This is a genomic window from Roseivivax sp. GX 12232, assembly GCF_021272185.1.
Lineage (GTDB): Bacteria > Pseudomonadota > Alphaproteobacteria > Rhodobacterales > Rhodobacteraceae > Roseivivax.
Genome location: NZ_JAJSEC010000001.1, coordinates 1 through 23195, shown reverse-complemented (window position 1 = coordinate 23195; position 23195 = coordinate 1). Strand labels below are relative to the sequence as shown.

The following is a 23195-nucleotide window of genomic DNA, read 5'->3' as shown; positions in this document are numbered from 1 at the left end:
CCAGAGCCAAGCTCTAGGGGCCCCGGCGCGTCTTGTCGATGCGGATCTGCGGGCCCTTCGTTGTCGGGGCAGGGGGCGCGGCGCCGCGCTGGGTGCTTGCGCGCGGGCGGGTTCGGTGGCACGACCAACCCCAACTAGGGGGTGTGATCCCGAGGCATGGGACACGCCACAGGACGGCTGAGGGAACGGCATGGCACAGAAGGTCTTGGTCACCGGGGCGGACGGCTTCATCGGGTCGCACCTGGTCGAAACGCTCGTGCGGGACGGCTACGACGTGCGGGCCTTTGTCTATTACAACTCCTTCAACTCCTGGGGCTGGCTCGATGATGCCGCGCCGGATGTGGCCGGCAAGTTCGAGGTGGTCTCGGGCGATATTCGCGACCCCTACGGCGTCGATGCGGCGGTCGAGGGGTGCGACACCGTCCTGCATCTCGCCGCCCTGATTGCCATTCCCTTCAGCTACCAGGCGCCCGACGCCTATGTGCAGACCAATGTGACCGGCACGCTCAACGTGCTGCAGGCGGCCCGCCGGCACGGCGTGTCGCGCACGGTCTGCACCTCGACCTCGGAGACCTACGGCACGGCGCAATTCGTGCCGATCACCGAAGAGCATCAGCTGAACGCCCAATCGCCCTATGCGGCCAGCAAGGTCGGCGCCGACCAGATGGCGCTGTCGTTCCAGCGGTCCTTCGAGATGCCGGTCTCGGTGCTGCGACCCTTCAACACCTACGGGCCGCGGCAGTCGGCGCGGGCGGTCATCCCCACGATCATCGGCCAGATCGCGGCGGGCTCGCGGCGCGTGAAGCTGGGCGCGCTGCATCCGACGCGCGATTTCACCTTCGTTCGGGACACCGCGCGCGGCTTCATCCAGGCGATGACCTGCGACAGCTGCATCGGCGAGGTGACGAACATCGGCAGCAATTTCGAAATCTCCATCGGCGACACCGTGGACCTCATCGCCGAAGCCATGGGCGTCGAGGTCGAAATCGAGAGCGACCAGAGCCGCGAGCGCCCGGCGGCCTCGGAGGTCGAGCGGCTCTTCGCGGGGACCGAGAAAGCCCAGGCCCGCTTCGGCTGGGCGCCGGAGTTCAGCGGCCGCGACGGCTTCGTGCGCGGCCTGGCCGAGACCGCCGAATGGTTCCAGAATCCGGCCAACCTCGCGCGGTACAAGACCGACCGCTACAACATCTGAGCGCCCGCATGACCGATCCGACCCGCCTGGCCCATGACATCCGCGATCGCCTGCACGCCATGCTGGGCGCGCCCTCCGACTTCGTTCCGCTGCACAAGCCCGAGTTCCACGGCGAGGAAGAGACGCTGGTGGCCGATTGCGTCCGCTCGGGCTGGGTGTCCTCGGTGGGCAAATACGTCGACCGTTTCGAGGCCGAGATCGCCGCCGCCTGCGGGACGGCGCATGGCGTCGCGGTGGTGAACGGCACGGCCGCGCTGGAGGTGGCGCTGCGGGTCGCGGGCGTGTCCGCGGGCGACGAGGTGCTGATGCCCTCGCTGACCTTCGTGGCTACGGCCAATGCCACGCATCACCTGGGCGCGGTGCCGCATTTCGTGGACGTGGAAGAACGGACCCTGGGGCTCGATCCCGCGGCGCTGCGGACGCATCTGGATGCCACCACCGAGCGGCGCGGCGAGGGGCTCTTCAACCGCGAAACCGGACGGCGGATTTCGGCGATCCTGCCGATGCACGCTTTTGGTCACCCGGTCGACATCGACGGGCTCGCTGAGGTCGCCCAGGACGCCGGCCTCGTCATCGTCGAGGATGCCGCCGAAGCCCTGGGCAGCCGCTACAAGGGCAAGCGCTGCGGCAGTTTCGGCCGGGTCAGCGCGCTCAGCTTCAATGGCAACAAGGTCCTGACGACGGGCGGCGGCGGTGCCATAGTTACCGACGACCCCGAGCTCGCGGCACGCGCGAAGCATCTGACCACAACCGCGAAAGCCGCCCATCGCTGGGCCTTCGAACACGATGAGATCGGCTATAATTACCGGATGCCGAACCTTAATGCCGCGCTGGGCGTGGCGCAGCTTGCCCAGCTCGACACCCGGCTGGCCCAGAAACGCCGGCTGGCCGAGGCCTATCTGGCAAGTTTCGCGGATCATCCCGATCTCGAGGTGCTGCGCGAACCCGAAGGCGCGGAGTCGAACTACTGGCTGAACGCCTTTGTCCTGAAGCCGCATGCCGCCGCTGCGCGCGACACGCTGCTTGGGGTGCTGAACGACGCGGGCCTCATGGCGCGGCCGGTCTGGGAGCCGCTCCATACCTTGCCGATCTACGCCGATGCGCCAAGAGCGGCGCTGCCCTTGACCGAGGACCTGGCCGCCCGCGTGGTGAATGTGCCCTCCTCGGCCTATCTCGGGGCAACCCTGGCATGACCGGGATCGTGCTCATCGGCGGCGGCGGCCATTGCCGCGCCGCGATCGACGTGATCGAGGCCGAGGGGCGGTTCGAGGTCGCCGGTATCGTCGAGCGTCCCGGCGCCGAGACGACCGCCGTTCTGGGCTATCCCATCCTCGGGACGGACGACGCGCTCGACGACATCCTGGCGGCGCATCCGGCGGCGCTTGTGACCATCGGGCAGATCGCCTCCGCCGCCGCGCGGATCCGCTGTTTCGCCGCGGCCCGGGCCGCGGGCGCGGATCTGCCCGTCGTCTGCGCGCCCACGTCCTACTGCTCTCGCCACGCCAGCCTGGGCGCGGGCAGCATTCTCATGCACGGGGCGATTGCCAATGCCGGGGCCGAGATCGGAGAGAACTGCATTCTCAACAGCCAATGCCTGGTCGAGCACGACGCGAGGATCGGGGATCATTGCCACGTCTCGACCGGGGCGCGGGTGAATGGCAATGTCACGCTCGGGGAGGGCTGTTTCATCGGCTCCGGTGCGATCATCCACCAGGGCATAAGCATCGGCCGGGGCAGCGTGATCGGGGCGGGCTGCGTGATCCGCAGCGATCTGCCCGAGGATACGACCATACGCGAGACACCGCGGAGGGCACCGTCGTGACGCAAGACGCAAAGGTTCTGGTCATCGCCGAGGCCGGCGTGAACCACAACGGCGATCTCGAGACGGCCAAACGCCTCGTCGATGTCGCGGCGGAGGCCGGGGCGGATCTGGTCAAGTTCCAGACCTTCAAGGCCGAGAAGATCGCTGCGGCCTCGGCGCAGAAGGCCAGCTACCAAAGCCGCAACACGGCGGGCGAAGGATCCGATGGCGACAGCTCGCAACTGGCCATGCTGCGCAAGCTCGAGCTGAGCGAGGCCGATCACGCAGCGCTGATCGCGCATTGCGAGGCCCGCGGCATCGGCTTTTTCTCGACCGGCTTCGATCTCAACAGTCTCGACTACCTGAACACCCTGGGCTTCCCGCAGTTCAAGATCCCCTCGGGCGAGATCACCAACCTGCCGTATCTGCGCAGGCTCGCCTCCTTCGGGAAAGACGTGATCCTGTCGACCGGCATGGCGACGCTCGGCGACATCGAGGCGGCCATCGCCGCGCTCGAAGAGGCCGGGCTGCCGCGCGCCCGCATCACCGTGCTGCATTGCACCACCGAGTATCCCGCGCCGTTCGACGAAGTGAACCTGCGGGCCATGCGGACCATCGCCGAGGCTTTCGGGGTGCCTGTCGGCTACTCCGACCACACCGAGGGCATCGAGGTGGCGATTGCCGCCGTCGCGTTGGGGGCGCGGGTGATCGAGAAACACTTCACGCTCGACCGCGCCATGCCCGGGCCCGACCATGCGGCGAGCCTCGAGCCCGAGGAGCTGCGCGAGATGATCCGCGGCATCCGGCGCATCGAGCGGGCGCTGGGCTCGCCGATCAAGGCGCGCACGGCGTCCGAGGCGGCGAATTGCGCAGTCGCGCGGAAATCCATCGTGGCCGCCCGGCCGATCGCCCCGGGCGAGCGTTTCAGCGAGGACAACCTGACCGCCAAACGGCCTGGCACCGGCCTCTCGCCGATGCGCTGGGACGAGGTGGTCGGACAGGCGGCGCCCCGGGCCTTCGAGACGGATGAGGAGGTCCACCTGTGAAACGGGTCTGCGTCGTCACCGGCTCGCGCGCTGAATACGGGCTTCTGCGCTGGCTCATGCAGGGGCTGAAGGACTCGACCTCCTGCGAGCTGCAGACCGTGGTGACGGGCATGCATCTCGCCCCGCAGTTCGGCGAGACCTGGCGCGCGATCGAAGCGGACGGCTTCACGATCGACTGGAAGGTCGAGATGCTCCTGGCCTCGGACAGCAGCCCGGCGGTGACGAAATCCATGGGTCTCGCGATGTCGGGTTTTGCCGATGCCTTCCAGCACCTGGCGCCGGACATGGTGGTTCTTCTGGGAGACCGCTTCGAGATTCTCGCGGCCGCCTCGGCGGCGTTGATCGCGGGCGTGCCCATCGCCCATTTGCACGGTGGGGAGGTCACCGAAGGCGCTTTCGACGACGCGATCCGGCACGCCATCACCAAGATGGCGGACCTGCATTTCACCGCAAGCGAAGCCTACCGGCGGCGGGTGGTGCAGATGGGCGAGGACCCTGGGCGGGTCTTTGACGTCGGCGGCTTTGGCCTCGATGGCATTGCACGACTTGAGCCCATGGCGCGCGGCGAGTTGGAAGAGGCGCTTGGACTGCCCCTTGGCGAGCGGAGCCTGATGGTGACCTTCCACCCCGAGACGGCCAGCGGTGCGGACCCTGCCGCGCAGATGCGCGAGCTGCTCTCCGCGCTGGAAGAGACGCCCGCTCAGCTGATCTTCACCATGCCCAACGCGGACTCCGGCGGTCAGGTGCTGTTCGAGATGATCGACGCATTTGTCGCGCGGCATCCCGGGCGCGCCTGCGTGCACCGCTCGCTCGGCCAGAGGCGCTATCTTTCGGCGCTGGCTCATGTCGACGGGGTGGTGGGCAATTCCTCCTCGGGACTGATCGAGGCGCCGGCCTTCAAGATCGGCACGGTCAATATCGGCAGCCGTCAGGACGGGCGCCTGAAGGCCGAGAGCGTTGTGGACTGCGCCGCAGACCGCGGGGCCATAGAGGCCGCGATCACCCGTATCCTCGCGCCGGAGTTTCGTGCGGGGCTCGAGGGTCTGGTCAATCCATACGGCGACGGCGGGGCCAGCGCCCGCACGCTCGAGGTGATCGAGAACTGGGACACCCAAGCCCGCCCCAAGGGCTTTTTCGACATGCCCTGGCCCGAGGAGCAGACCGCGTGACGGAACAGGACACGAAGTGGCGCGGGGCGCTCCTGCCGCGCGACGCCACGCTGGGCGAGACCATCGCCAATCTCAACGAGACCGGCCTGAAGCTGGTGCTCTGCGTGGACGCGGAGCGGCGGCTCTTCGGCACGGTGACCGACGGCGATGTGCGCCGTGGCTTGCTGCGCGGCCTGACCATGGAGGACCTGGCCCAGGACGTGGCGAACAAGCGGCCTCTGGTCGTGCCCGAAGGCGCCGACCGCGCGATGATCCGCGCGATCATGCAGGCCAACGACGTCATGCAGGTGCCGGTGGTCGACGGCGAGGGCCACGTGGTCGGGCTGCATCTCTGGAACGACCTCGACCGGCCGATCGCGCATGACCATGCCATGGTGATCATGGCCGGCGGCAAAGGCACGCGGCTGCGGCCCTACACCGAGAACTGCCCCAAGCCGCTGCTGCCGGTGGCCGGCAAACCGATTCTGCAGCACATCATCGAACGCGCCCGCGGCCAGGGGTTCACCAAGTTCATCCTGTCGCTGAACTACCTTGGCGAGATGATCCGGGACCATTTCGGCGACGGGTCGCGGTTCGGGGTCTCGATCGACTACGTGACCGAAGATCAGCCGCTTGGAACCGCCGGCGCGCTGTCGCTTCTTTCGCCCGCGCCGACGCGGCCCTTCGTCGTGACCAATGGCGACGTGCTGACCGACATCGACTACCGCGACCTGATCGAGTTCTGCGAGCGGCAGGAGGCGCTGGGCGTCATGGCCGTGCGGATCTACGAGTGGACCAATCCTTATGGCGTGGTGCAGATGGACGGGCTGGAGATCACGGGCTTCGTCGAGAAACCAGTGTCGCGCAGCCATATCAACGCGGGTGTCTATGCCTTCGAGCCGCAGGCCCTGGCGCATCTCCGGCGCGACGAGCGCTGCGACATGCCGATGCTTTTCGACCGGTTGCGGGAGGCCGGCGAGCGCACCGTGGCCTATCCGATGCACGAACCCTGGCTCGACGTCGGGCGTCCGGATGACCTCGAGAAGGCGAACTCCGGCGAAGAGGGGTGAGGCGCGTTGCGGCTGGAGCTTTGGGTCGGATGGCAAAACGCTCGGCCCGCCCCCGGCGTGACCACGCAGCTTGCATAGCCCGGCGCAATGCACCCGTCAGCGCCATCAAACATCCCATATTGTATTGAAATGCAGGCTTCTGTTGCCAGGTGCCTGCGAACCCCGCCAGCCCTTGCTAGAGGACTGGACTTAAGATTTCGGTCTTTCGCGCAGCATTAGGCTGCGAGAGCGACCGGAGCACGATTGTCGTTGGCAATTATGCTTTACGGACCGATAACGGTGGTACCTCACCGGGACAAAGCTACCCCTTTACACGTTCGTCGATCCTGTTTCGGCCCCAGGATCCCCCCAACGAAGGGTGTTTGGTGGAGCCGCCGGGTACCGCCCCCGGGTCCGATCCGCTTATTACGAGCGCGTTTATGTCCATAGTTCCGTTTCCGGAACACTTGGGAAGATAGGGGTTTGCGGCGGGCTTGCAAAGGGGGTGTCGAAATCTCGCGGAGATTTCGGGGCGGTTTTCCGGACGCGGAAAACCTGGGGGCGCGGGTGGTGGCGGTTTGGAGTCTTTTGTGACGGGTGGTTCACGCGCCGTGGTGGTTCAGCTGGCATTTGGACCGGGTGGTCACCGCGGGTGGACGGCCGGACATCGCGTCCAACAGGGGCGCGCGGGTCGCTCAAAAGCGATTCCCTCAAACATCCCCCTAAAATCCGCGTCGGATTTCCCCGAGGGTTCCGCGTGCGGAACCCTCAGACCAGCCGCGTGATCGGCGCGCGGTTGCAGAAGATCACCACCTGGCCCGAGTTCTCCACCGCCCGGTAGCCGCGCCGCGCCACCTCGGCCTTGAGCGCATCCATGCCCGCGTAACGCTCCACGTCGCGGCGCGAGCGGCGGATCACCTGGCCGCGGATGGCCGATTGCGAGCCAAAAAGCTCGGCCATCCAGGCTTCGGGCGAGAGGGCACCATAAAGACGCGGCATGGGCGCCAGCCTCCGTCCTCAAGGTAAAGAAGCCGTAAACCCTCGACGGTCTTGCCAGCGGCGCGGCAAGCTGCTCGATTGGCGGCGGCAGAGGAGGCCGGCTGATGATCGACGCGGACTACGTGCGGCAGATGGCGCGCTACAACGCCTGGCAGAACCGCCAGCTCGGCGCGGCCTTCCGCGCGCTCGGCGAGGCGCGGCTGAAAAGCACCGGCGCGGGCTTCTTCGGCTCGATCTTCCGGACCGCGAACCACCTGCTCTGGGGCGACACGGTCTGGCTCGCGCGTTTCACCGGGGGCCCGCTGCCCGAGGGCGGTATCCCCGAGAGCCCGGAGTTCACCGCGAGCCTCGAGGAACAACAGCGCGCCCGCGCCGCGCTCGACGCGCGGCTCACCGACTGGGCGCGGGGGCTGCAGAGCGCCGCGCTCCAGGGCGATCTCAGCTGGTATTCCGGCGTCGCGGGGCGCGAGGTCAGCCGGCCCATGGCGCTCTGCGTCACGCATTTCTTCAACCACCAGACCCACCACCGCGGCCAGATCCACGCCATGCTGACCGAGGCGGGCGCCAAGGCGCCGGTCAGCGACCTCGTCTTCATGCCCGAGGAGGCCGACGCGCCCTGAGCCGCGGCGCGACCCAACCCCACCCCGCGCGGGCCCCGAGAGGCCCCGCGCGGCGCGACCGACAAGGAGGAGGCACCATGTTCAAGGCCCTGATCGTCGAGAAGGACGCGGAGACCGGCAAGACCAGCGCCGGGCTGCGCGAGATCGCCACCGAGGACCTGCCCGAGGGCGAGGTCACCGTGGCGGTCGAATACAGCACGCTGAACTACAAGGACGGGCTCTGCCTCGGGCCCGGCGGCGGGCTGGTGCGCAGCTACCCCCATGTGCCCGGCATCGATTTCGCGGGCACGGTCGAGGCGTCCTCGGACGATCGCTACGCGCCCGGCGACAAGGTCGTGCTGACCGGCTGGCGCGTCGGCGAGGCGCATTGGGGCGGCTACGCCCAGAAGGCCCGGGTCAAGGCCGACTGGCTGGTGCCGCTGCCCGAGGGGCTCACCACGCGCCAGGCCATGGCGGTGGGCACCGCGGGTTTCACCGCCATGCTGGCGGTCATGGCGCTCGAGGATCACGGGCTCACGCCGGGGCAGGGGCCGGTGCTGGTCACCGGCGCCTCGGGCGGCGTGGGCTCGGTCGCGACCGCGATCCTGGCCGAGCTCGGCCACGAGGTCGCGGCGGTCACCGGGCGGCCCGAGGGCGCGGATTACCTCAAGGATCTGGGTGCCACCGAGATCGTGGCCCGCGAGGAGCTGGCCGAGACCACCAAGCGCCCGCTCGAGAGCGAGCGCTGGGCGGGCGCGGTCGACGCGGTTGGCGGGCCGATGCTGGCGCGGCTTCTGGGGCAGCTGAAATACGGTGGCTCGGCCGCGGCGGTGGGGCTCGCCGGCGGGGCGGATCTGCCCGCCAAGGTCATCCCCTTCCTGCTGCGCGGGGTGAACCTCCTGGGCATCGACAGCGTGATGCAGCCCTATGACAACCGGCTGCGCGCCTGGCAGCGGGTGGCCCGCGACCTGCCGATGCAGAAGCTCGAGGCCATGGTGCACCCCGCGACCCTGGAAGACCTGCCCGAGCTCGGCGCGCAGATCCTGCAAGGCCAGGTGCGCGGGCGGGTCGTGGTCGACCTCGGCAGCTAGGCGGGGGCGGGCCCGCGGCGGGTCCAGAGCCGCCTAACCGCGCGACTTACGGGACCGCGCGTGGCCGATGTGGTCGCGCGCGGTCTGCTTTTCGGAGGGCGCCAACCCCTACGTGCCCCCGCCCCACACCCGCCGTCTCAGCCTCGATTTCCCCGGTCCCCCCACCAGCAAAATGCCTAGGGATTAAGCATTTTTCTGGACAGAGCGATTCGACCCGGTAGGCTTCCCGGCCATGGAAGGCGCCTCCGGGGCCCACCGCGCCAGAGCGGCGGACCCTCGAGAGGGGCGCTCGCCTGCAACAGGGCTAGGGGAGGACAGCATGACCGATCAGAACGTCGCCGAAGGCGTGCCGGAACCGGAGGGGCACGCCGTCATCATCGACACCGAATACGACATCGGACAGGACAACATCGACGGCCAGGTCGGGCCCTTCGGCTTCGACATCCACAACCCGGTCTTCGTGATCTCCGGCGCGGCGGTGGTGCTGTTTGTCCTCTACGCGCTGATCTTCCAGGCCCAGGCGACCGAGTTCTTCGGCTGGCTGCGCCCGGCGCTGACCAGCACCTTCGACTGGTTCTTCCTCTCGGCGGCCAATATCTTCGTGCTCTTCAGCCTGTTCCTGATCGTCAGCCCCTGGGGCTCGGTCCGGCTGGGCGGCACCGAGGCGACGCCGGATTTCACCTACGCGGGCTGGTTCGCCATGCTCTTCGCCGCCGGCATGGGCATCGGGCTGATGTTCTTCGGGGTGCTGGAGCCGGTCTACCACATGGCCATCTCGGAGCCCCTGGGCGTGGCCTCGCCCATCGCCGAGGACGGCTCGATCATCGCCGAGAACGTCGAGGCGGCGGCCCGCATGGGGCTGGCGGCGACGATCTACCACTGGGGCCTGCACCCCTGGGCGATCTACGCCATCGTCGCCCTGGCGCTGGCGCTTTTCACCTACAACAAGGGGCTGCCGCTCACCATCCGCTCGGCCTTCTACCCGATCTTCGGAGAGCGGGTCTGGGGCTGGACCGGCCATATCATCGACACGCTGGCGGTCTTCGCCACGCTCTTCGGGCTCGCGACCTCGCTGGGCTTCGGGGCGCAGCAGGCGGTCGCGGGGCTCGAGTTCGTCTACGGCGTACCCAATACCGTCACCAGCCAGGTGGTGCTGATCGTGGCGATCACCGTGGTGGCACTGGTGTCGGTGCTGCGCGGGCTCGACGGCGGGGTGAAGGTCCTCTCCGAGGTCAACATGGTGGTGGCCGCGCTGCTTCTGCTCTTCGTGCTGCTGGCCGGGCCGACGCTGGTGCTCCTGACCGACTTCGGGCAGGGGCTCGTGGCTTACGGCCGGGATCTCCTGCCGCTCTCGAACCCGGTCGGGCGCGAGGATGACAGCTACCGCCAGGGCTGGACGGCCTTCTACTGGGCCTGGTGGATCTCCTGGTCGCCCTTCGTCGGCATGTTCATCGCCCGCGTCAGCCGCGGCCGGACGGTGCGCGAGTTCATCACCTGCGTGATCCTGATCCCGAGCCTGGTCTGCGTGCTCTGGATGGCGGTCTTTGGCGGCACGGCGATCGAACAGGTGCTCGCCAACCCCGAGACCAGCCAGGTGAAGGCCAATGTGATCGACAGCTACTCGCCGGAGCTGTCGCTCTTCGGGATGCTGGCGGATCTGCCGATGGCGGCGATCACCTCGACCATCGCGGTGATCTTGGTGATCGTCTTCTTCGTCACCTCCTCGGACTCGGGCTCGCTGGTGATCGACACGATCACCGCCGGCGGCAAGATCGACGCGCCGGTGCCGCAGCGGGTCTTCTGGTGCCTCTTCGAAGGCGCGGTGGCGATCGTGCTGCTTCTGGGCGGCGGGTTGAGCGCGCTGCAGGCCATGGTGATCTCCACCGGGCTGCCCTTCACCATCGTGCTTCTTCTGATGTGCTGGGCGATCATCGCGGGCCTCAAAAGCGAAAAACGCGGCTGAGCCAGCCGCCTCCGAGGGGCCCGTGACAGGGCCCGCGCGGACAGGAAACCATCCACCGCCCCGCATCCGAGCGATGCGGGGCGGTGTCGTTTTGCGGGGAATTTTCCCGTGTTTTCCGGGTGTCATCCGGTCAGAACCGCGTTAAAGGGCCGAATTCGCGGTTTTCGCTGGACCTTGAGGCTGAGGCCCTAGGTGAAGCGATAGGCAAAAATCCACTCATACCTGCAAGGAGGGTATCGTCCATGACGGATACGTCATCGGAAGGGCTGGATATTCCAAGCCCCGACGGAGAAGTCGACACGATCGACACATCCTATGAGGTCGGACAGGACAATGTCACAAAGAAGATCGGCCCGCTGGTCTTCGACATTCACAACCCCGTCTTCCTGATTTCCTCGCTGACCACCATGGCCTTCGTGCTGGTCACGCTGATCTTCCAGGATCAGGCATCGGCGGTGTTCAACTGGCTGTTCACATTCGTGACCACGACCTTCGACTGGTTCTTCCTGTCGGCGGCGAACATCTTCGTGATCTTCTGCCTGGCGCTGATCGTCAGCCCCTGGGGCACCGTGCGCCTGGGCGGCACCGAGGCGACGCCGGACTTCGGCTACCTGTCGTGGTTCGCCATGCTCTTTGCTGCCGGCATGGGCATTGGCCTGATGTTCTTCGGCGTGCTCGAGCCGGTCTACCACATGCAGGTCTCGGGCCCGCTTGGTCTCGAGGGGCCGCTCTCCGAGGACGGCACGGTCAACGAGGCGCTGGTCGCCGAAGCGCGCGCCCATGGCCTGGCCGCGACGATCTTCCACTGGGGTCTGCACCCCTGGTCGGTCTACGCGGTGGTCGCCCTGTCGCTGGCGCTGTTTACCTACAACAAGCAGCTGCCGCTCTCGATCCGCTCGGCCTTCTACCCGCTCCTCGGCGATCGCGTCTGGGGCTGGACCGGCCATGTGATCGACATCACCGCGGTATTCGCGACGCTCTTCGGCCTGACCACCTCGCTGGGTCTCGGCGCGCAGCAGGCCTCCTCGGGTCTGCATTACGTCTTCGGCCTGCCCGAGGGGCTCAACACCCAGGTCATCGTGATCATCGGCGTGACCGCCGTGGCGCTGATCTCGGTGGTGCGCGGCATCGACGGCGGCGTGAAGGTCCTGTCGAACTTCAACATGTTCCTGGCCGGGCTGCTGCTGCTCTTCGTCTTCATCGCGGGGCCGACGCTGCAGATCCTCAGCGACTTCTGGACCGGCCTGTCGACCTATGTGCGCGACGTGATCCCGCTGTCGAACCCGGTGGGCCGCGAGGATGACAGCTTCCGCCAGGGCTGGACCTCGTTCTACTGGGCCTGGTGGATCTCCTGGTCGCCCTTCGTGGGCATGTTCATCGCCCGTGTGAGCCGCGGCCGCACGGTGCGCGAGTTCATCACCTGCGTGATCCTGATCCCGACCCTGGTGTCGGTCTTCTGGATGGCCACCTTCGGCGGCACGGCGATCAGCCATGTCATCGAGATGGGCACCGAGAGCGGCGTCTACCAGAACGTGATCGGCAGCTATAACGACTCCATCGCCATGTTCGCGATGTTCGGCGATCTGCCCTTCACGATGATCACCTCGACGCTGGGCATCGTGCTGGTGCTGGTGTTCTTCATCACCTCCTCGGATTCGGGCTCGCTGGTGATCGACACGATCACCGCCGGCGGCAAGACCGAGGCGCCCACCGCGCAGCGGGTGTTCTGGGCAACGACCGAGGGCGTGGTGGCCATCGTGCTCCTGATCGGCGGCGGTCTGACCGCGCTGCAGGCCATGGTGAACACCACCGGGATCTTCTTCACGCTGATCCTGCTGGTGCTCTGCTGGTCGACCCTGCAGGGCCTGCGCACCGAGCCGCGCTGAGCGGCAGGGTGAGCTGAGAGGCTTTTGGGCCCGGGCGCGTGGAGCGCCCGGGTCTTTTTTTTGTTTGAGAGGGGGCAAGGGGCTTGGTTTGGGAGTGTTGGGGCGTCGCGGGAGACGGTGGGGCGTCCTGGGTGGTAGGGCACCTTAGTCACATCTGAACACGTAGCGTCGCCAAGCGTCGCTCTCCGCCCGAAGCGTGCCGGACCGCTCACCCGAGTTCGCGCCCCCAACCCCCTCTCATCCCTCCCGACAGAGGGCGCGCGCTGGACCGGGGGCCGTCGCAACCGACCTCCGAGCTCAGCACTTTATCCCAACAAGGTCAGGGCTGGCTGTGAGCTAAGCACGCCATCCCAAGGAGCGCCGGCCCATAGGGCCGGTCCGGCGCGCGCCCGGCATCTTCGATGCTATTCGGGCGCAAGGAGGTGCCTGGCCGTGCTGTGAAGGCCAGAGCTCCTGTGGGGGCGGCGTCGAGATGTCTTGCCCGTCCACGCCACATGCGCGGCTTTCGGATTGGAGACGTCCTTTGAGTGAGCTGATCCTCCCTAAGAGGCCGGGACCCAAACCCCCTCTCAACACTCCCAACAGAGGGCGCGCACCGGACCGGGGGCCGGCGCTGCTGCGCTCTGAGCGGGGCACTTAATCCCAGCAAGCTCAGGGCTAGCGACGAGCTATGCACGCCACCCCAAGGAGCGCCGGCCCAAGGGGCCGGTCCGGCGCGCGCCCGGCACCTTCGGTGCTATTCGGGCGCAAGAGGGGGCCTAGCCGTTCCGTGCATGCATGAGTCCCTGCGAAGGCGGGGGCGTCTCGGGGCTTCCTCCTCCCGCCGGCTTCAGGTGGTCCCCACCTCCATCCGTCCTCCGAGCACATCTCGCCAGCCACCATCCTCCCAACGCCCCGGACCAACACCCCCCCCCAACAGTTGACCTCCGCCGCGCCACGCTAGCTCTCCTGCCAACCCCACCCTCCCAGCCCCCCAAGAACAACCCCGCGAGGCGCCCTTGGCTGACACGAGACCGACGCTCCTATGGCACCGCCGCGACCTGCGGCTCTCCGACCATCCCGCGCTGGAGGCCGCCGCCCGCCGCGGCGGGCCGGTCATCCCGGTTTTCATCCGCGACCGGCTGGTCGGCGGTCTCGGCACCGCGCCGGCCTGGCGACTGGAGCTGGGGCTCGAGCACCTCGGGCAAAGCTACGCCGAGAAGGGCAGCCGGCTGATCCTGCGCGCGGGCCATGCCCTCAGCGTCCTGCAGGACCTGATCGAAGAGACCGGCGCCGGCGCGGTGCACTGGATGCGCGCCTATGACGCCGAGAGCGTGGAGCGCGACCGCGAGGTCAAATCCGCCCTCAAGGACCAGGGCGTCGCGGCCGAAAGCTTCGCCGGCCACGTGATGTTCGAACCCTGGAGCGTCGAGACCAAGACCGGCGGCTTCTACAAGGTCTATACCCCCTTCTGGCGCGCCGTCCGCGACCGCGATGTGCCCGAGCCGATCGCCACGCCGGGCCGCATCCCGGCCCCCGAAAGCTGGCCCGCGAGCGACAGCTTGCGCGACTGGGCGCTCGGCGCGGGCATGGACCGGGGCGCGGCGGTGGTGCGGCCCTACGTGCGCCTCGGCGAGGGGGCGGCGCAGTCCCGCCTCGGCGCCTTCACCGCCAACCTCATCGGCGACTACGACACCACCCGCGACCTGCCGGCCGAGGACGGCACCTCGAACCTCTCGGAGAACCTGGCCCTGGGCGAGATCACCCCGGCGCAATGCTGGGCCGCCGGGCGCCGCGCGCAGGAGGACGGCAAGGCGGGCGCCGGCACCTTCCTGCAGGAGCTGGTCTGGCGCGAGTTCGCCTATCACCTGCTCTGGCACACCCCGCAGCTCGACAGCGGCAACTGGCGCCGGGAATGGGACGCCTTCCCCTGGAACGAGGACGAGCGCCGCTCCGAGGTCATCGCCTGGAAGCGCGGCCGCACCGGCATGGCCTTCGTCGACGCGGCCATGCGCGAGATGTATGTGACCGGCCGGATGCACAACCGCGGCCGGATGATCGTGGCCTCCTATCTCTGCAAGCACCTGATGAGCCACTGGCGCATCGGCAAGGCCTGGTTCGAGGACTGCCTGATCGACTGGGACCCGGCCTCGAACGCGCTCGGCTGGCAGTGGTCGGCGGGCTCGGGCCCGGATGCGACGCCCTATTTCCGGGTCTTCAACCCCGAGACCCAGGTCGACCGCTTCGACAAGCAGCGCCGCTATCTCCGGCGCTGGATCGCCGAGGGCCAGCAGGACCCGCCCGCCGAGGCGCTGAGCTATTTCGACGCGATCCCGCGGTCCTGGAAGATGGCGCCCGGGGATGCCTATCCCGAGCCGATCGTGGGCGCCAAGGAGGGCCGGGAACGGGCGCTCAAGGCCTATGAGAACCGCGATTTCTGAGTGGGACGGCGCATGACCGGGCGGCACGCCCCGCGAAGCCGGGCCGTCCGCCCGCGGCACCGCGGCGCAGGTCCGGGCCCGGCGGGGCAGGGCGCCACTGTGCTCTCGCCGCGTCACTTGCGCGGGGGTCGCCTTGCCGCGCCGCCTCCGCCGCCTATAGCTTCTTTGGAAACTTCGCGCAGGGGCCCGTCGTGGTTCGCCGGAGAGATTGGTGATTTTTGAGGGGGATGCGCGGGAGATGATCCTGACCGATACCGCCGGGCAGAAGGATCTGCCCCGTTACTTCACGCAGGTCTTCGACATGGTCCGGGGCCTGGAGAACGGCCGCGTCGACTTCGTCCTGCCCGACGGCCGCCGCTTCCGCGCCGAGGGCAAGGCCCCGGGGCCGGTGGCCGAGCTCGAGATCCACAACCCCGACCTCTTCGCGCGGCTCATCCGCGAGGGCGACCTGGGCTTCTGCGACGCCTATCTCGACGGCTGGTGGTCCACCCCGGACCTGCAGGCCTTCATGGACCTCGTCCATGCCGACAACGAGGACATCTACGACGGCTTCCCCGGCATGGGGCTGGTGCGGCTCTACGAGCGCGCGCGCTTCTGGCTGAAGTCGAACTCCAAGACCCAGGCGCGGCGCAACATCGCCCATCACTACGACCTCGGGAACGAGTTCTACGGCCTCTGGCTTGACGACACGATGACCTATTCCTCGGCTAAATTCGAAACCGGCCAGGAAAGCCTCGAGGCGGCGCAGGTGAAGAAATACGCCTCCATGGTCGACCAGATGGGCGCCAAGCCCGGCGACCACGTGCTCGAGATCGGCTGCGGCTGGGGCGGTTTCGCGGAATATGCCGCGCGCGAACGCGGGCTCAAGGTCACCGGGCTGACGATCAGCCAGGCGCAATACGACTACGCCCGCGAGCGCATGCGCCGCGCCGGGCTGGAAGACCAGGTCGAGATCAAGCTGCAGGACTACCGCGACGAACAGGGCCGCTTCGACGGCATCGCCTCGATCGAGATGTTCGAGGCGGTGGGCGAGAGATACTGGCCGGTCTATTTCGACACGGTGAAAGAACGCCTGAAACCCGGCGCCCGGGCCACGCTGCAGGTCATCACCGTCCAGCACCGCCGCTGGAAGGTCTACAAGCGCGGGCCCGACTTCATCCAGAAATACATCTTCCCCGGCGGCATGCTGCCCTCGCCGGTGGTGCTGCGCGACGAGATCACCCGCGCCGGCCTCGAGGTGATGAAGAGCATCGAGTTCGGCGAAAGCTACAGCCAGACGCTGCGTCGCTGGCACGACACGTTCAACGACAAATGGGACCAGGTCGCCCAGTTAGGGTTTGACGACCGCTTCCGCCGGATGTGGAACTTCTACCTGACGTCCTGCGCGGCGACCTTCTCCTCGGGCAATTGCGACGTCACGCAGATCACGTTGTCACGTCCGGGTTAAGCCCCATGCCCACGGCACCGAAACTCGTGGCGGGCCTTCTGCTCGCCCTCCTGGCCTATGCGGTCACCCAGCTGGTGGTGGCCGATCTGCCGGACTCGGTGGTCGTGGGGCTCGTGGCCGAGGTCAACGCGGTCCTGGCCTTCATCGTCGGCTGGCGGGTGATCGGGCGCGGGATCGGCCGGGGCAGTGCGGCGGCGATCACCAATGGCATCACCGGCACCGCGGTCGCGACGATCCTCTGCCTCGGGGTGCAGGCCACCGACGCCATGGTCGAGGAAAGCCTGAAGAAGAAATACTCCTCGGTCTTCGAGGCGATCGACGGCGGCATCGCCTTCTTCCTGGAATACGGCAGCTACCTGCTGGTGCCGCAGACCCTGGGCCTCATGGCCCTGGGCGCGGTGATCGCGGGCGTTGCAGCCGAAGTGGCGAGCCATTACTGGCGCTGACGTGACACATTATTTTCTGTTCGGAACCCTGCGGCACGCGCCGCTTCTGACCGCGGTCGCCGGCCGCGAGGTCGCTGTCACGCCCGCGCGTCTGCCGGGCCGGGCGGCGCATTGGGTCGCGGGCGCGGCCTACCCGGTGCTGATCGAGAGCCCCGGCGCCGCCGAGGGCCAGCTGGTGACGCTCGACGCCGAGGCCGCCCGGCGGGTCGACTACTACGAGGAAGGCTTCGGCTACCTGCCGCAGGACCTCGAGGTCGAGACCGAGGCGGGCCGCTGCCTGGCCCGGGTCTATGTCCCCGCCGAGATCCCCGAGACCGGCGCGCCCTTCGAGATCGCCGACTGGTCGGCGCGCTGGGGCGCCATCGCGACCTCGGCGGCGGAGGAGATCATGGCCCGCTTCGGCCACGAGGACGCCAGCGCCGCCCATGCGCTCTGGCCGGTCTTTGCCGCGCGCGGCTGGGCCCGCGAGATGGGCCGCGACCCCGCGCCCGCGGCGCTGCGCACCGACATGGGCGAGCGTGGCGCGCCCGAGGTGAAGTTTCGCGAGGGCGGGCACGACGGCTTCTTCCGCCTCCGCCGCTTCGACGTGCGCTTCCCGCAATACCAGGGCGGACAGTCCCGGACCGTCACCCGCGAGGCCTTCTGCGCCTTCGACGCGGCCCTGGTCCTGCCGTATGATCCGGTCACCGACCAGGTGCTGCTGATCGAGCAGTTCCGCTACGGCCCGCTCATGCGCGACGACCCGCGCCCCTGGGTGCTGGAACCCGTCGCGGGGCTGGTCGACGCGGGCGAGCCGCCGATCGAGACCGCCCGCCGCGAGGCGCTGGAGGAGGCGCATCTGGAGCTCTCCGACATCCGCCCGATGCTCAAGGTCTATGCCTCGCCGGGCTATTCCTCGGAGTTCTTCCACTGCTTCCTGGGACTCGCCGACCTCGACGGGCGGGGCGTCGTGCACGCCGGGCTCGACCAGGAGAACGAGGACATCCGCAGCCATGTCCTGCCCTTCGAGGAGGCCCTGGGCCATGTCGAGAGCGGCGAGATCAACGCCGGACCGCTGGCGATGATGCTCCTGTGGCTGGCGCGCGAACGCGCGGGCCTCCGCGCGGGCGCTTGAGTTCCCGGGGTCCGCGTCCTACACCCAAGGACACCCGAGCGGGAAATCAAAAGGACGCCGCCATGCGCATCGCAAAGGACCTGGCCGAAGCCGTCGGCAACACCCCCCTGATCCGCCTGAAACGGGCCAGCGAGGAGACCGGCTGCGAGATCCTCGGCAAGGCCGAGTTCATGAACCCCGGCCAGTCGGTGAAGGACCGCGCGGCGCTCTACATCATCCGCGACGCGGTCCAGCGCGGGCTCCTGGAGCCCGGCGGCACCATCGTCGAGGGCACCGCCGGCAACACCGGCATCGGGCTGGCGCTGGTCGGCGCCTCGCTGGGCTTCAAGACGGTGATCGTGATCCCCGAGACCCAGAGCCAGGAAAAGAAGGACATGCTGCGGCTCGCCGGCGCCGAGCTGGTCGAGGTGCCCGCGGCCCCCTACAAGAACCCCAACAACTACGTGCGCTACTCGGGCCGCCTGGCCGAGGAGCTGGCCAAGACCGAGCCGCATGGCGCGATCTGGGCCAACCAGTTCGACAATGTCGCCAACCGCCAGGCCCACGTCGAGACCACGGGCCCCGAGATCTGGGAACAGACCGGCGGCAAGGTCGACGGCTTCATCTGCGCGGCGGGTTCGGGCGGCACGGTCGCGGGCGTCGGAATGGCGCTGCAGCCCAAGGGCGTGAAGGTCGGCCTCGCCGATCCCGAGGGCGCGGGCCTCCTAAAGCTCTACACCGGCGAGGAGAACCCCGGCGACTCGATCACCGAGGGCATCGGGCAGGGGCGGATCACCGCCAACCTCGAGGGCTTCACCCCCGATTTCACCTGCCGCGTCGCCGACGCCGAGGCGCTGCCCATCGTCTACGACCTGCTGAGCGAAGAGGGCCTCGTCATGGGCGGCTCGACCGGCGTGAACGTCGCGGGCGCGATCCGCATGGCCAAGGAGATGGGCCCCGGCCACACCATCGTCACGATCCTCTGCGACTTCGGCAACCGCTACCAGTCGAAGCTCTTCAACCCCGAGTTCCTCGACAGCAAGGGCCTGCCCAAGCCGCCGTGGATGGACCGCGCGCCGGCCTCTATCCCGGGCGTCTTCGAGGACGTATGACCGCCGCCGCCCGCTGGCTTCGCGCCGCCGGGCTGGCGGCGCTCCTGGCGCTGGCGCCGGGCGGTCTTGCTGCGCAGGAAGACGGCAGCGCCGCCGAGACCGCGGCCGAGTCCGCCGAGGAGATCGGCCAGGCCGCCACCGGCCGCGGCGGCGCGGTCGAGGACAGCAGCCCCGATCCCGCCCCGCGCGCCGAGACGGTGGATTTCGACGCCTGGAACGAAAGCGCCGAGCGGATCGAGAAGACGCTGGCCGACGGCCAGGCCTCGACCAGCCTTCTCGAACGCATCCGCGGCGACCTCGTGGCCTACCGCGAGCGCTTCAGCATCCTGCAGAACGAGCAGAACGCCCGGGTGCAGACCCTGCAGGCGCAGCTCGACGCATTGGGCCCCGCGCCCGAGGAAGGCCAGGAAGAGGCCGCCGACATCGCCGAGCGCCGCGCCGCGCTCAGCCGCCAGCTCGAGGAGGCCCGCGCCCCGGTCCTGACCGCCGAGGAGGCCTATACCCGCGCAGACGGTCTGATCCGCGAGATCGACGGCCGGATCCGCGCCCGCGCCGCCGAGCGGCTGTTCTCGCAGGGGCCGACGCCACTCAACCCCGCGCTCTGGCCGACCGCGGTCGAGGAGCTCCTGCGCTCCTTCCGCGCCTTCGTGGTCGAGACCGAGGGCGAGTTCGCCGATGGCGCGCTCTCCACCGATCGCGAGAGCCTGCCGATCGCGGTGGTGCTGATCCTCCTGGGGCTGCTGCTCCTGGCGCGCGGGCGGCACTGGGCCGAACGCGGCGTGCGCTGGCTGCGCAACACGATCTCGCGCCGGGCCTCGGGCGTCTGGCGCTTCGCCGCCTCGCTCGGGATGATCGTGCTGCCGCTGATCGGCATCATCCTGATCTCCTACGGGCTGCGGCTGACCGGGCTGATCGGCGCCCGGGGCGAGCTGATCCTCGAAAGCCTGCCGGTCTGGGTCGGCATCCTGGTCTACGTGCGCTGGCTCGCCCAGCAGAGCTTTTCCTCGGATGACGACGAGGCGACGCTGCCGCTCGAGAACGCGCGGCGGACCGAGGCGCGGGTCTATTTCTCGGGCCTCTCGGTGCTGGTCGTCCTGGGCGCGATCCTGAACGTCTTCACCGAGGCCGACGATTATTCCTCGGACGTGGTGGCGGTCCTGTCTTTCCCGATCATCGCGGTCGCCTCGCTGCTCCTGTTCCGGCTCGGCATGATCTTCCGCGGCGCCGCGCCCGAGGCCGAGGCCCAGGGCGAGGAGGACGACCCCGACCCGGTGCTCTTCTGGTTCCGCGTCGCGCGGCTCCTGGGGCGGATCCTGATCGTCACCGCCTTCGCCGCGCCGATCTTCGCCGCCGCGGGCTACCTGCAGGTGGCGCTGGCGCTGACCTTCCCGATGATCGCCACGCTGGTCCTGGCGGGCACGCTCCTCGTGCTTCTGCGGGTCATCGCGGATGTCTACCACCTGGTGACCGGCCGCACGGCGCGGGAATCGAACAGCCTGGTGCCGGTCTTCGCGGGCTTCCTTCTGATGCTCTGCGCCTTCCCCGTCCTGGCCTTGATCTGGGGCGCGCGGGTCTCGGATCTGACCGAGCTCTGGACCGCCTTCACCACCGGCTTCCAGCTCGGCGAAAGCCGCATCTCTCCGGCGGACTTCCTCTATTTCATCGCCGTCTTCCTGATCGGCTTTGCGATCACCCGGGGCCTTCAGGGCGGGCTGCGCTCGAGCGTGCTGCCGAAGACCCGGATCGACATCGGCGGGCGCAACGCCATCGTCGCGGGCATCGGCTACATCGGCATCTTCACCGCCGCCATCGTGGCCTTCACCGCCGCCGGCATCGACCTGTCCTCGATCGCGCTGGTCGCCGGTGCGCTGTCCGTCGGCATCGGTTTCGGCCTGCAGAACATCGTGTCGAACTTCGTCTCGGGCATCATCCTTCTGATCGAACGGCCGATCAGCCAGGGCGACTGGATCGCCGTGGGCGACAACATGGGCTTCGTGAAGGACATCTCGGTGCGCTCCACCCGGATCGAGACCTTCGACCGTTTCGACGTGATCGTGCCGAACTCGGACCTCGTCTCGGGCACGGTGACCAACTACACCCGCGGCAACACGCTCGGCCGGCTGATCGTGCCGATCCGGGTGGCCTATGGCTCGGACACCCGCAAGGTGCAGCGCATCCTTCTGTCCATCGCCCGGGCGCATCCGCTGGTGCTGATGAACCCCGCGCCCTACGTCTGGTTCAAGGGCTTCGCCGAAAGCGGCATCGAGTTCGAGATCCGGGTGATCCTGACCGACATCCTGGAGATCTTCGAGGTCCAGACCGAGATGAATCACCAGATCGCGGAGCGCTTCTCCGAAGAGGACATCCAGATCCCCTTCCCGCAGCGCGACCTCTGGCTGCGCAACGCCGAGGCGCTGACCGGGCAGGGCGTGCCCGACCACCGCGCCTTCGCCGCCGAGGGCCAGACCCCGCAGAGCATGGAAGACAAGGGCCCGCTGTCGAAATCCGTGCGCAGCTCCACCGGCGGCGGCGACCCCGACGGCGGCGAGTAGGGCACATGCGGGCGCGTCCTGCGCCCGCGGCGCGCCCTGGTCCGAGCGTCGTGTGCCGGGGTCAAAAATAAGGAAAAATAACTGCCCCGAGGCCCCTTGCACCCGGCCCCGGACTTCCGCTAGACACCGCCGCGGAGAGGTGGCCGAGTGGTCGAAGGCGCACGCCTGGAAAGTGTGTAGGCGGGAAACCGTCTCGAGGGTTCGAATCCCTTCCTCTCCGCCATTTACCCCCCGCGATGAATTTCGGACATCCGCACGCCTGTCGGGCGCTCAGCTTGCAGCGCACGGTCTCGACTGTCGTCGCGGCCCTCGCGACCGCGTTCAAGCGGACCGGCGTTCTCTGGCAGACTCGCGCGCATTTTCCAGCCGGACTGAAATCTCCAGTTAAGCATCGCCGGGCACAACGAACGTCCCGAGCGCGAAGTGTGGACACCAGGCCGCATCGCCGAGGTCTGAGACATGCACCGCCGGTTCCTCGACCTTATCACCTGATAGGCCCCGGCGCTGATCATCTTGCGCCGCTGAGCCTCTGCGGGCTTGCGCCAAGGCAGACTTCTGCGGGAAGTTTTTGATACTGGTGCCAAGCCCTGACCGGAGCCGCAATCCGTGACCCCATTGACCGCCACACAGTGCCGTTTCCGGCTTCCCGTGATCCTCGCACTGACGCTCGTGGCGCTTGCAGGTCCCGGTATGGCGCAGGAGCGGGGCACCTCGGCAGCGCAGGCAACGGTTCCCGCCGCGGCCGAAGCGGGCGGCATCCGGCGCTGGCGGCTGTTGGGCGAGGCGCCCGTTCCCCTGCGCAGCGCGCCCAATGAGGAGGCCGCCCCTGCTACCAGGCTCGCCCCTGGAACGATCCTGTCCAATCTTGGCTGTGAGGCCTTGGCTCGTGAGGTCTGGTGCAGGGTCGCGCCGCTCTCAGGCGGCCCGCGCGGCCATCTGCCAGTCGCGCGGCTGGCACCGGCCGGAGGCCCCGATGGCGTGGTCGCGCGCGGGCTCGACGAGAGCGCCGCCCGAGCCAAGCGCGGCGACTTCGATCTCCGTGCCGAGGTCGCCTGCGCGCAGAACCCCGGCGAGCCGATGGGCCGCTGCACGATCCGGTCCGCGCGCGGCAGCGGCGGCGATGCAACGCTGGTCGCGACCTTTCAGAACGGCTTTCGGCGCACATTGACCTTCGCGCATGGCCAGTTCCTGCGGGGCAATGCCACGATGTCGGGGGTTGGCACAGACACCGATTGGCGGCTCGAGGACGGCCTGCACCTCATCCGGGTCGACGATCAGCGCTTCGAAGTGCCCGACAGGCTGATCTCGGGCGAGTGAGGTGTCCGCGCCGCCCGTGAGGCGGCGCGGATTA

The 23195-nt window shown here is 68.4% G+C and carries 18 protein-coding genes, 1 tRNA gene and 1 other RNA gene; 18 read left to right on the top strand and 2 right to left on the bottom strand.

Features of this window, described 5'->3' with window-relative positions:
* The first annotated feature begins 190 nt into the window (after positions 1 to 190).
* From LR948_RS00100 to LR948_RS18960, 6 genes are read left to right on the top strand one after another with little or no spacing between them, the layout of a single operon-like run.
* On the top strand, positions 191 to 1192 hold the full coding sequence (locus LR948_RS00100; RefSeq protein WP_232751878.1) for an NAD-dependent 4,6-dehydratase LegB: 1002 nt from the start codon (positions 191 to 193) through the stop codon (positions 1190 to 1192).
* Between the two features lie 8 nt (positions 1193 to 1200).
* On the top strand, positions 1201 to 2385 hold the full coding sequence (locus LR948_RS00095) for a LegC family aminotransferase (RefSeq protein WP_232751877.1): 1185 nt from the start codon (positions 1201 to 1203) through the stop codon (positions 2383 to 2385).
* Positions 2382 to 3014 carry a NeuD/PglB/VioB family sugar acetyltransferase gene (locus LR948_RS00090; RefSeq protein ID WP_232751876.1) on the top strand — a complete coding sequence of 211 codons (633 nt, stop codon included), beginning with the start codon at positions 2382 to 2384 and terminating at the stop codon, positions 3012 to 3014. The genes LR948_RS00095 and LR948_RS00090 overlap by 4 nt, the downstream gene beginning before the upstream one ends.
* Positions 3011 to 4039: an N-acetylneuraminate synthase gene (gene neuB, locus LR948_RS00085; RefSeq protein ID WP_232751875.1), complete on the top strand. Its 1029-nt coding sequence runs from the start codon at positions 3011 to 3013 to the stop codon at positions 4037 to 4039. The genes LR948_RS00090 and neuB overlap by 4 nt, the downstream gene beginning before the upstream one ends.
* Complete coding sequence (gene neuC, locus LR948_RS00080; RefSeq protein WP_232751874.1) at positions 4036 to 5208, top strand: UDP-N-acetylglucosamine 2-epimerase; 1173 nt, start codon at positions 4036 to 4038, stop codon at positions 5206 to 5208. The genes neuB and neuC overlap by 4 nt, the downstream gene beginning before the upstream one ends.
* Positions 5205 to 6257 carry a nucleotidyltransferase family protein gene (locus LR948_RS18960; protein WP_232751873.1) on the top strand — a complete coding sequence of 351 codons (1053 nt, stop codon included), beginning with the start codon at positions 5205 to 5207 and terminating at the stop codon, positions 6255 to 6257. The genes neuC and LR948_RS18960 overlap by 4 nt, the downstream gene beginning before the upstream one ends.
* Positions 6258 to 6385: 128 nt before the next feature.
* On the opposite strand, the gene ssrA is transcribed toward LR948_RS18960, so the two are convergent.
* Positions 6386 to 6741: a transfer-messenger RNA gene (gene ssrA, locus LR948_RS00070) on the bottom strand.
* 263 nt (positions 6742 to 7004) lie between these two features.
* Positions 7005 to 7235 carry an N-(5'-phosphoribosyl)anthranilate isomerase gene (locus LR948_RS00065; RefSeq protein WP_232751872.1) on the bottom strand — a complete coding sequence of 77 codons (231 nt, stop codon included), beginning with the start codon at positions 7233 to 7235 and terminating at the stop codon, positions 7005 to 7007.
* Between the two features lie 104 nt (positions 7236 to 7339).
* Here LR948_RS00065 and LR948_RS00060 point away from each other — a divergent pair, with 104 nt between their 5' ends.
* The 12 genes from LR948_RS00060 to LR948_RS00005 all read left to right on the top strand — a co-directional run bounded on the left by LR948_RS00060 (position 7340) and on the right by LR948_RS00005 (position 23161).
* Complete coding sequence (locus tag LR948_RS00060) at positions 7340 to 7855, top strand: DinB family protein (protein ID WP_232751871.1); 516 nt, start codon at positions 7340 to 7342, stop codon at positions 7853 to 7855.
* Between the two features lie 77 nt (positions 7856 to 7932).
* Entirely contained in the window at positions 7933 to 8925 is a 993-nt protein-coding gene (gene acuI / locus LR948_RS00055; RefSeq protein ID WP_232751870.1) for an acryloyl-CoA reductase, read from the top strand.
* Positions 8926 to 9244: 319 nt separating this feature from the next.
* On the top strand, positions 9245 to 10888 hold the full coding sequence (locus LR948_RS00050; RefSeq protein WP_232751869.1) for a BCCT family transporter: 1644 nt from the start codon (positions 9245 to 9247) through the stop codon (positions 10886 to 10888).
* A 242-nt stretch (positions 10889 to 11130) separates the two neighbouring features.
* Complete coding sequence (locus LR948_RS00045; protein ID WP_232751868.1) at positions 11131 to 12774, top strand: BCCT family transporter; 1644 nt, start codon at positions 11131 to 11133, stop codon at positions 12772 to 12774.
* Between the two features lie 998 nt (positions 12775 to 13772).
* Positions 13773 to 15194 (top strand): deoxyribodipyrimidine photo-lyase, encoded by a 1422-nt coding sequence (locus tag LR948_RS00040; protein ID WP_232751867.1) that lies wholly within the window; start codon positions 13773 to 13775, stop codon positions 15192 to 15194.
* Between the two features lie 238 nt (positions 15195 to 15432).
* Positions 15433 to 16641 carry a cyclopropane-fatty-acyl-phospholipid synthase family protein gene (locus LR948_RS00035; protein ID WP_232751866.1) on the top strand — a complete coding sequence of 403 codons (1209 nt, stop codon included), beginning with the start codon at positions 15433 to 15435 and terminating at the stop codon, positions 16639 to 16641.
* 5 nt (positions 16642 to 16646) lie between these two features.
* Entirely contained in the window at positions 16647 to 17087 is a 441-nt protein-coding gene (locus tag LR948_RS00030; protein WP_232751865.1) for a TrgA family protein, read from the top strand.
* A 1-nt stretch (position 17088) separates the two neighbouring features.
* A complete protein-coding gene (locus LR948_RS00025) occupies positions 17089 to 18201 on the top strand; it encodes a gamma-glutamylcyclotransferase (RefSeq protein ID WP_232751864.1) in 1113 nt (370 codons plus the stop codon).
* A gap of 62 nt (positions 18202 to 18263) precedes the next feature.
* Positions 18264 to 19292: a cysteine synthase A gene (locus tag LR948_RS00020; RefSeq protein WP_232751863.1), complete on the top strand. Its 1029-nt coding sequence runs from the start codon at positions 18264 to 18266 to the stop codon at positions 19290 to 19292.
* Positions 19289 to 21844, top strand: a complete 2556-nt coding sequence (locus LR948_RS00015) for a DUF3772 domain-containing protein (protein WP_232751862.1) — start codon at positions 19289 to 19291, stop codon at positions 21842 to 21844. Before LR948_RS00020 ends, LR948_RS00015 begins: the two co-directional genes overlap by 4 nt.
* Positions 21845 to 21977: 133 nt before the next feature.
* Positions 21978 to 22067, top strand: a tRNA-Ser gene (locus LR948_RS00010).
* A 383-nt stretch (positions 22068 to 22450) separates the two neighbouring features.
* On the top strand, positions 22451 to 23161 hold the full coding sequence (locus tag LR948_RS00005) for a hypothetical protein (RefSeq protein WP_232751861.1): 711 nt from the start codon (positions 22451 to 22453) through the stop codon (positions 23159 to 23161).
* Positions 23162 to 23195 lie beyond the last annotated feature (34 nt).

What these genes read in the sequence shown, in the direction of transcription:
- LR948_RS00100 (WP_232751878.1), top strand. Translation starts at nt 191, where the DNA reads ATGGCACAGAAGGTCTTGGTCACCGGGGCGGACGGCTTCATCGGGTCG.
- LR948_RS00045 (WP_232751868.1), top strand. Translation starts at nt 11,131, where the DNA reads ATGACGGATACGTCATCGGAAGGGCTGGATATTCCAAGCCCCGACGGA.
- LR948_RS00050 (WP_232751869.1), top strand. Translation starts at nt 9,245, where the DNA reads ATGACCGATCAGAACGTCGCCGAAGGCGTGCCGGAACCGGAGGGGCAC.
- LR948_RS00030 (WP_232751865.1), top strand. Translation starts at nt 16,647, where the DNA reads ATGCCCACGGCACCGAAACTCGTGGCGGGCCTTCTGCTCGCCCTCCTG.
- LR948_RS00035 (WP_232751866.1), top strand. Translation starts at nt 15,433, where the DNA reads ATGATCCTGACCGATACCGCCGGGCAGAAGGATCTGCCCCGTTACTTC.
- LR948_RS00060 (WP_232751871.1), top strand. Translation starts at nt 7,340, where the DNA reads ATGATCGACGCGGACTACGTGCGGCAGATGGCGCGCTACAACGCCTGG.
- LR948_RS00090 (WP_232751876.1), top strand. Translation starts at nt 2,382, where the DNA reads ATGACCGGGATCGTGCTCATCGGCGGCGGCGGCCATTGCCGCGCCGCG.
- acuI (WP_232751870.1), top strand. Translation starts at nt 7,933, where the DNA reads ATGTTCAAGGCCCTGATCGTCGAGAAGGACGCGGAGACCGGCAAGACC.
- LR948_RS00065 (WP_232751872.1), bottom strand. Translation starts at nt 7,235, where the DNA reads ATGCCGCGTCTTTATGGTGCCCTCTCGCCCGAAGCCTGGATGGCCGAG.
- LR948_RS00015 (WP_232751862.1), top strand. Translation starts at nt 19,289, where the DNA reads ATGACCGCCGCCGCCCGCTGGCTTCGCGCCGCCGGGCTGGCGGCGCTC.
- LR948_RS00095 (WP_232751877.1), top strand. Translation starts at nt 1,201, where the DNA reads ATGACCGATCCGACCCGCCTGGCCCATGACATCCGCGATCGCCTGCAC.
- LR948_RS00020 (WP_232751863.1), top strand. Translation starts at nt 18,264, where the DNA reads ATGCGCATCGCAAAGGACCTGGCCGAAGCCGTCGGCAACACCCCCCTG.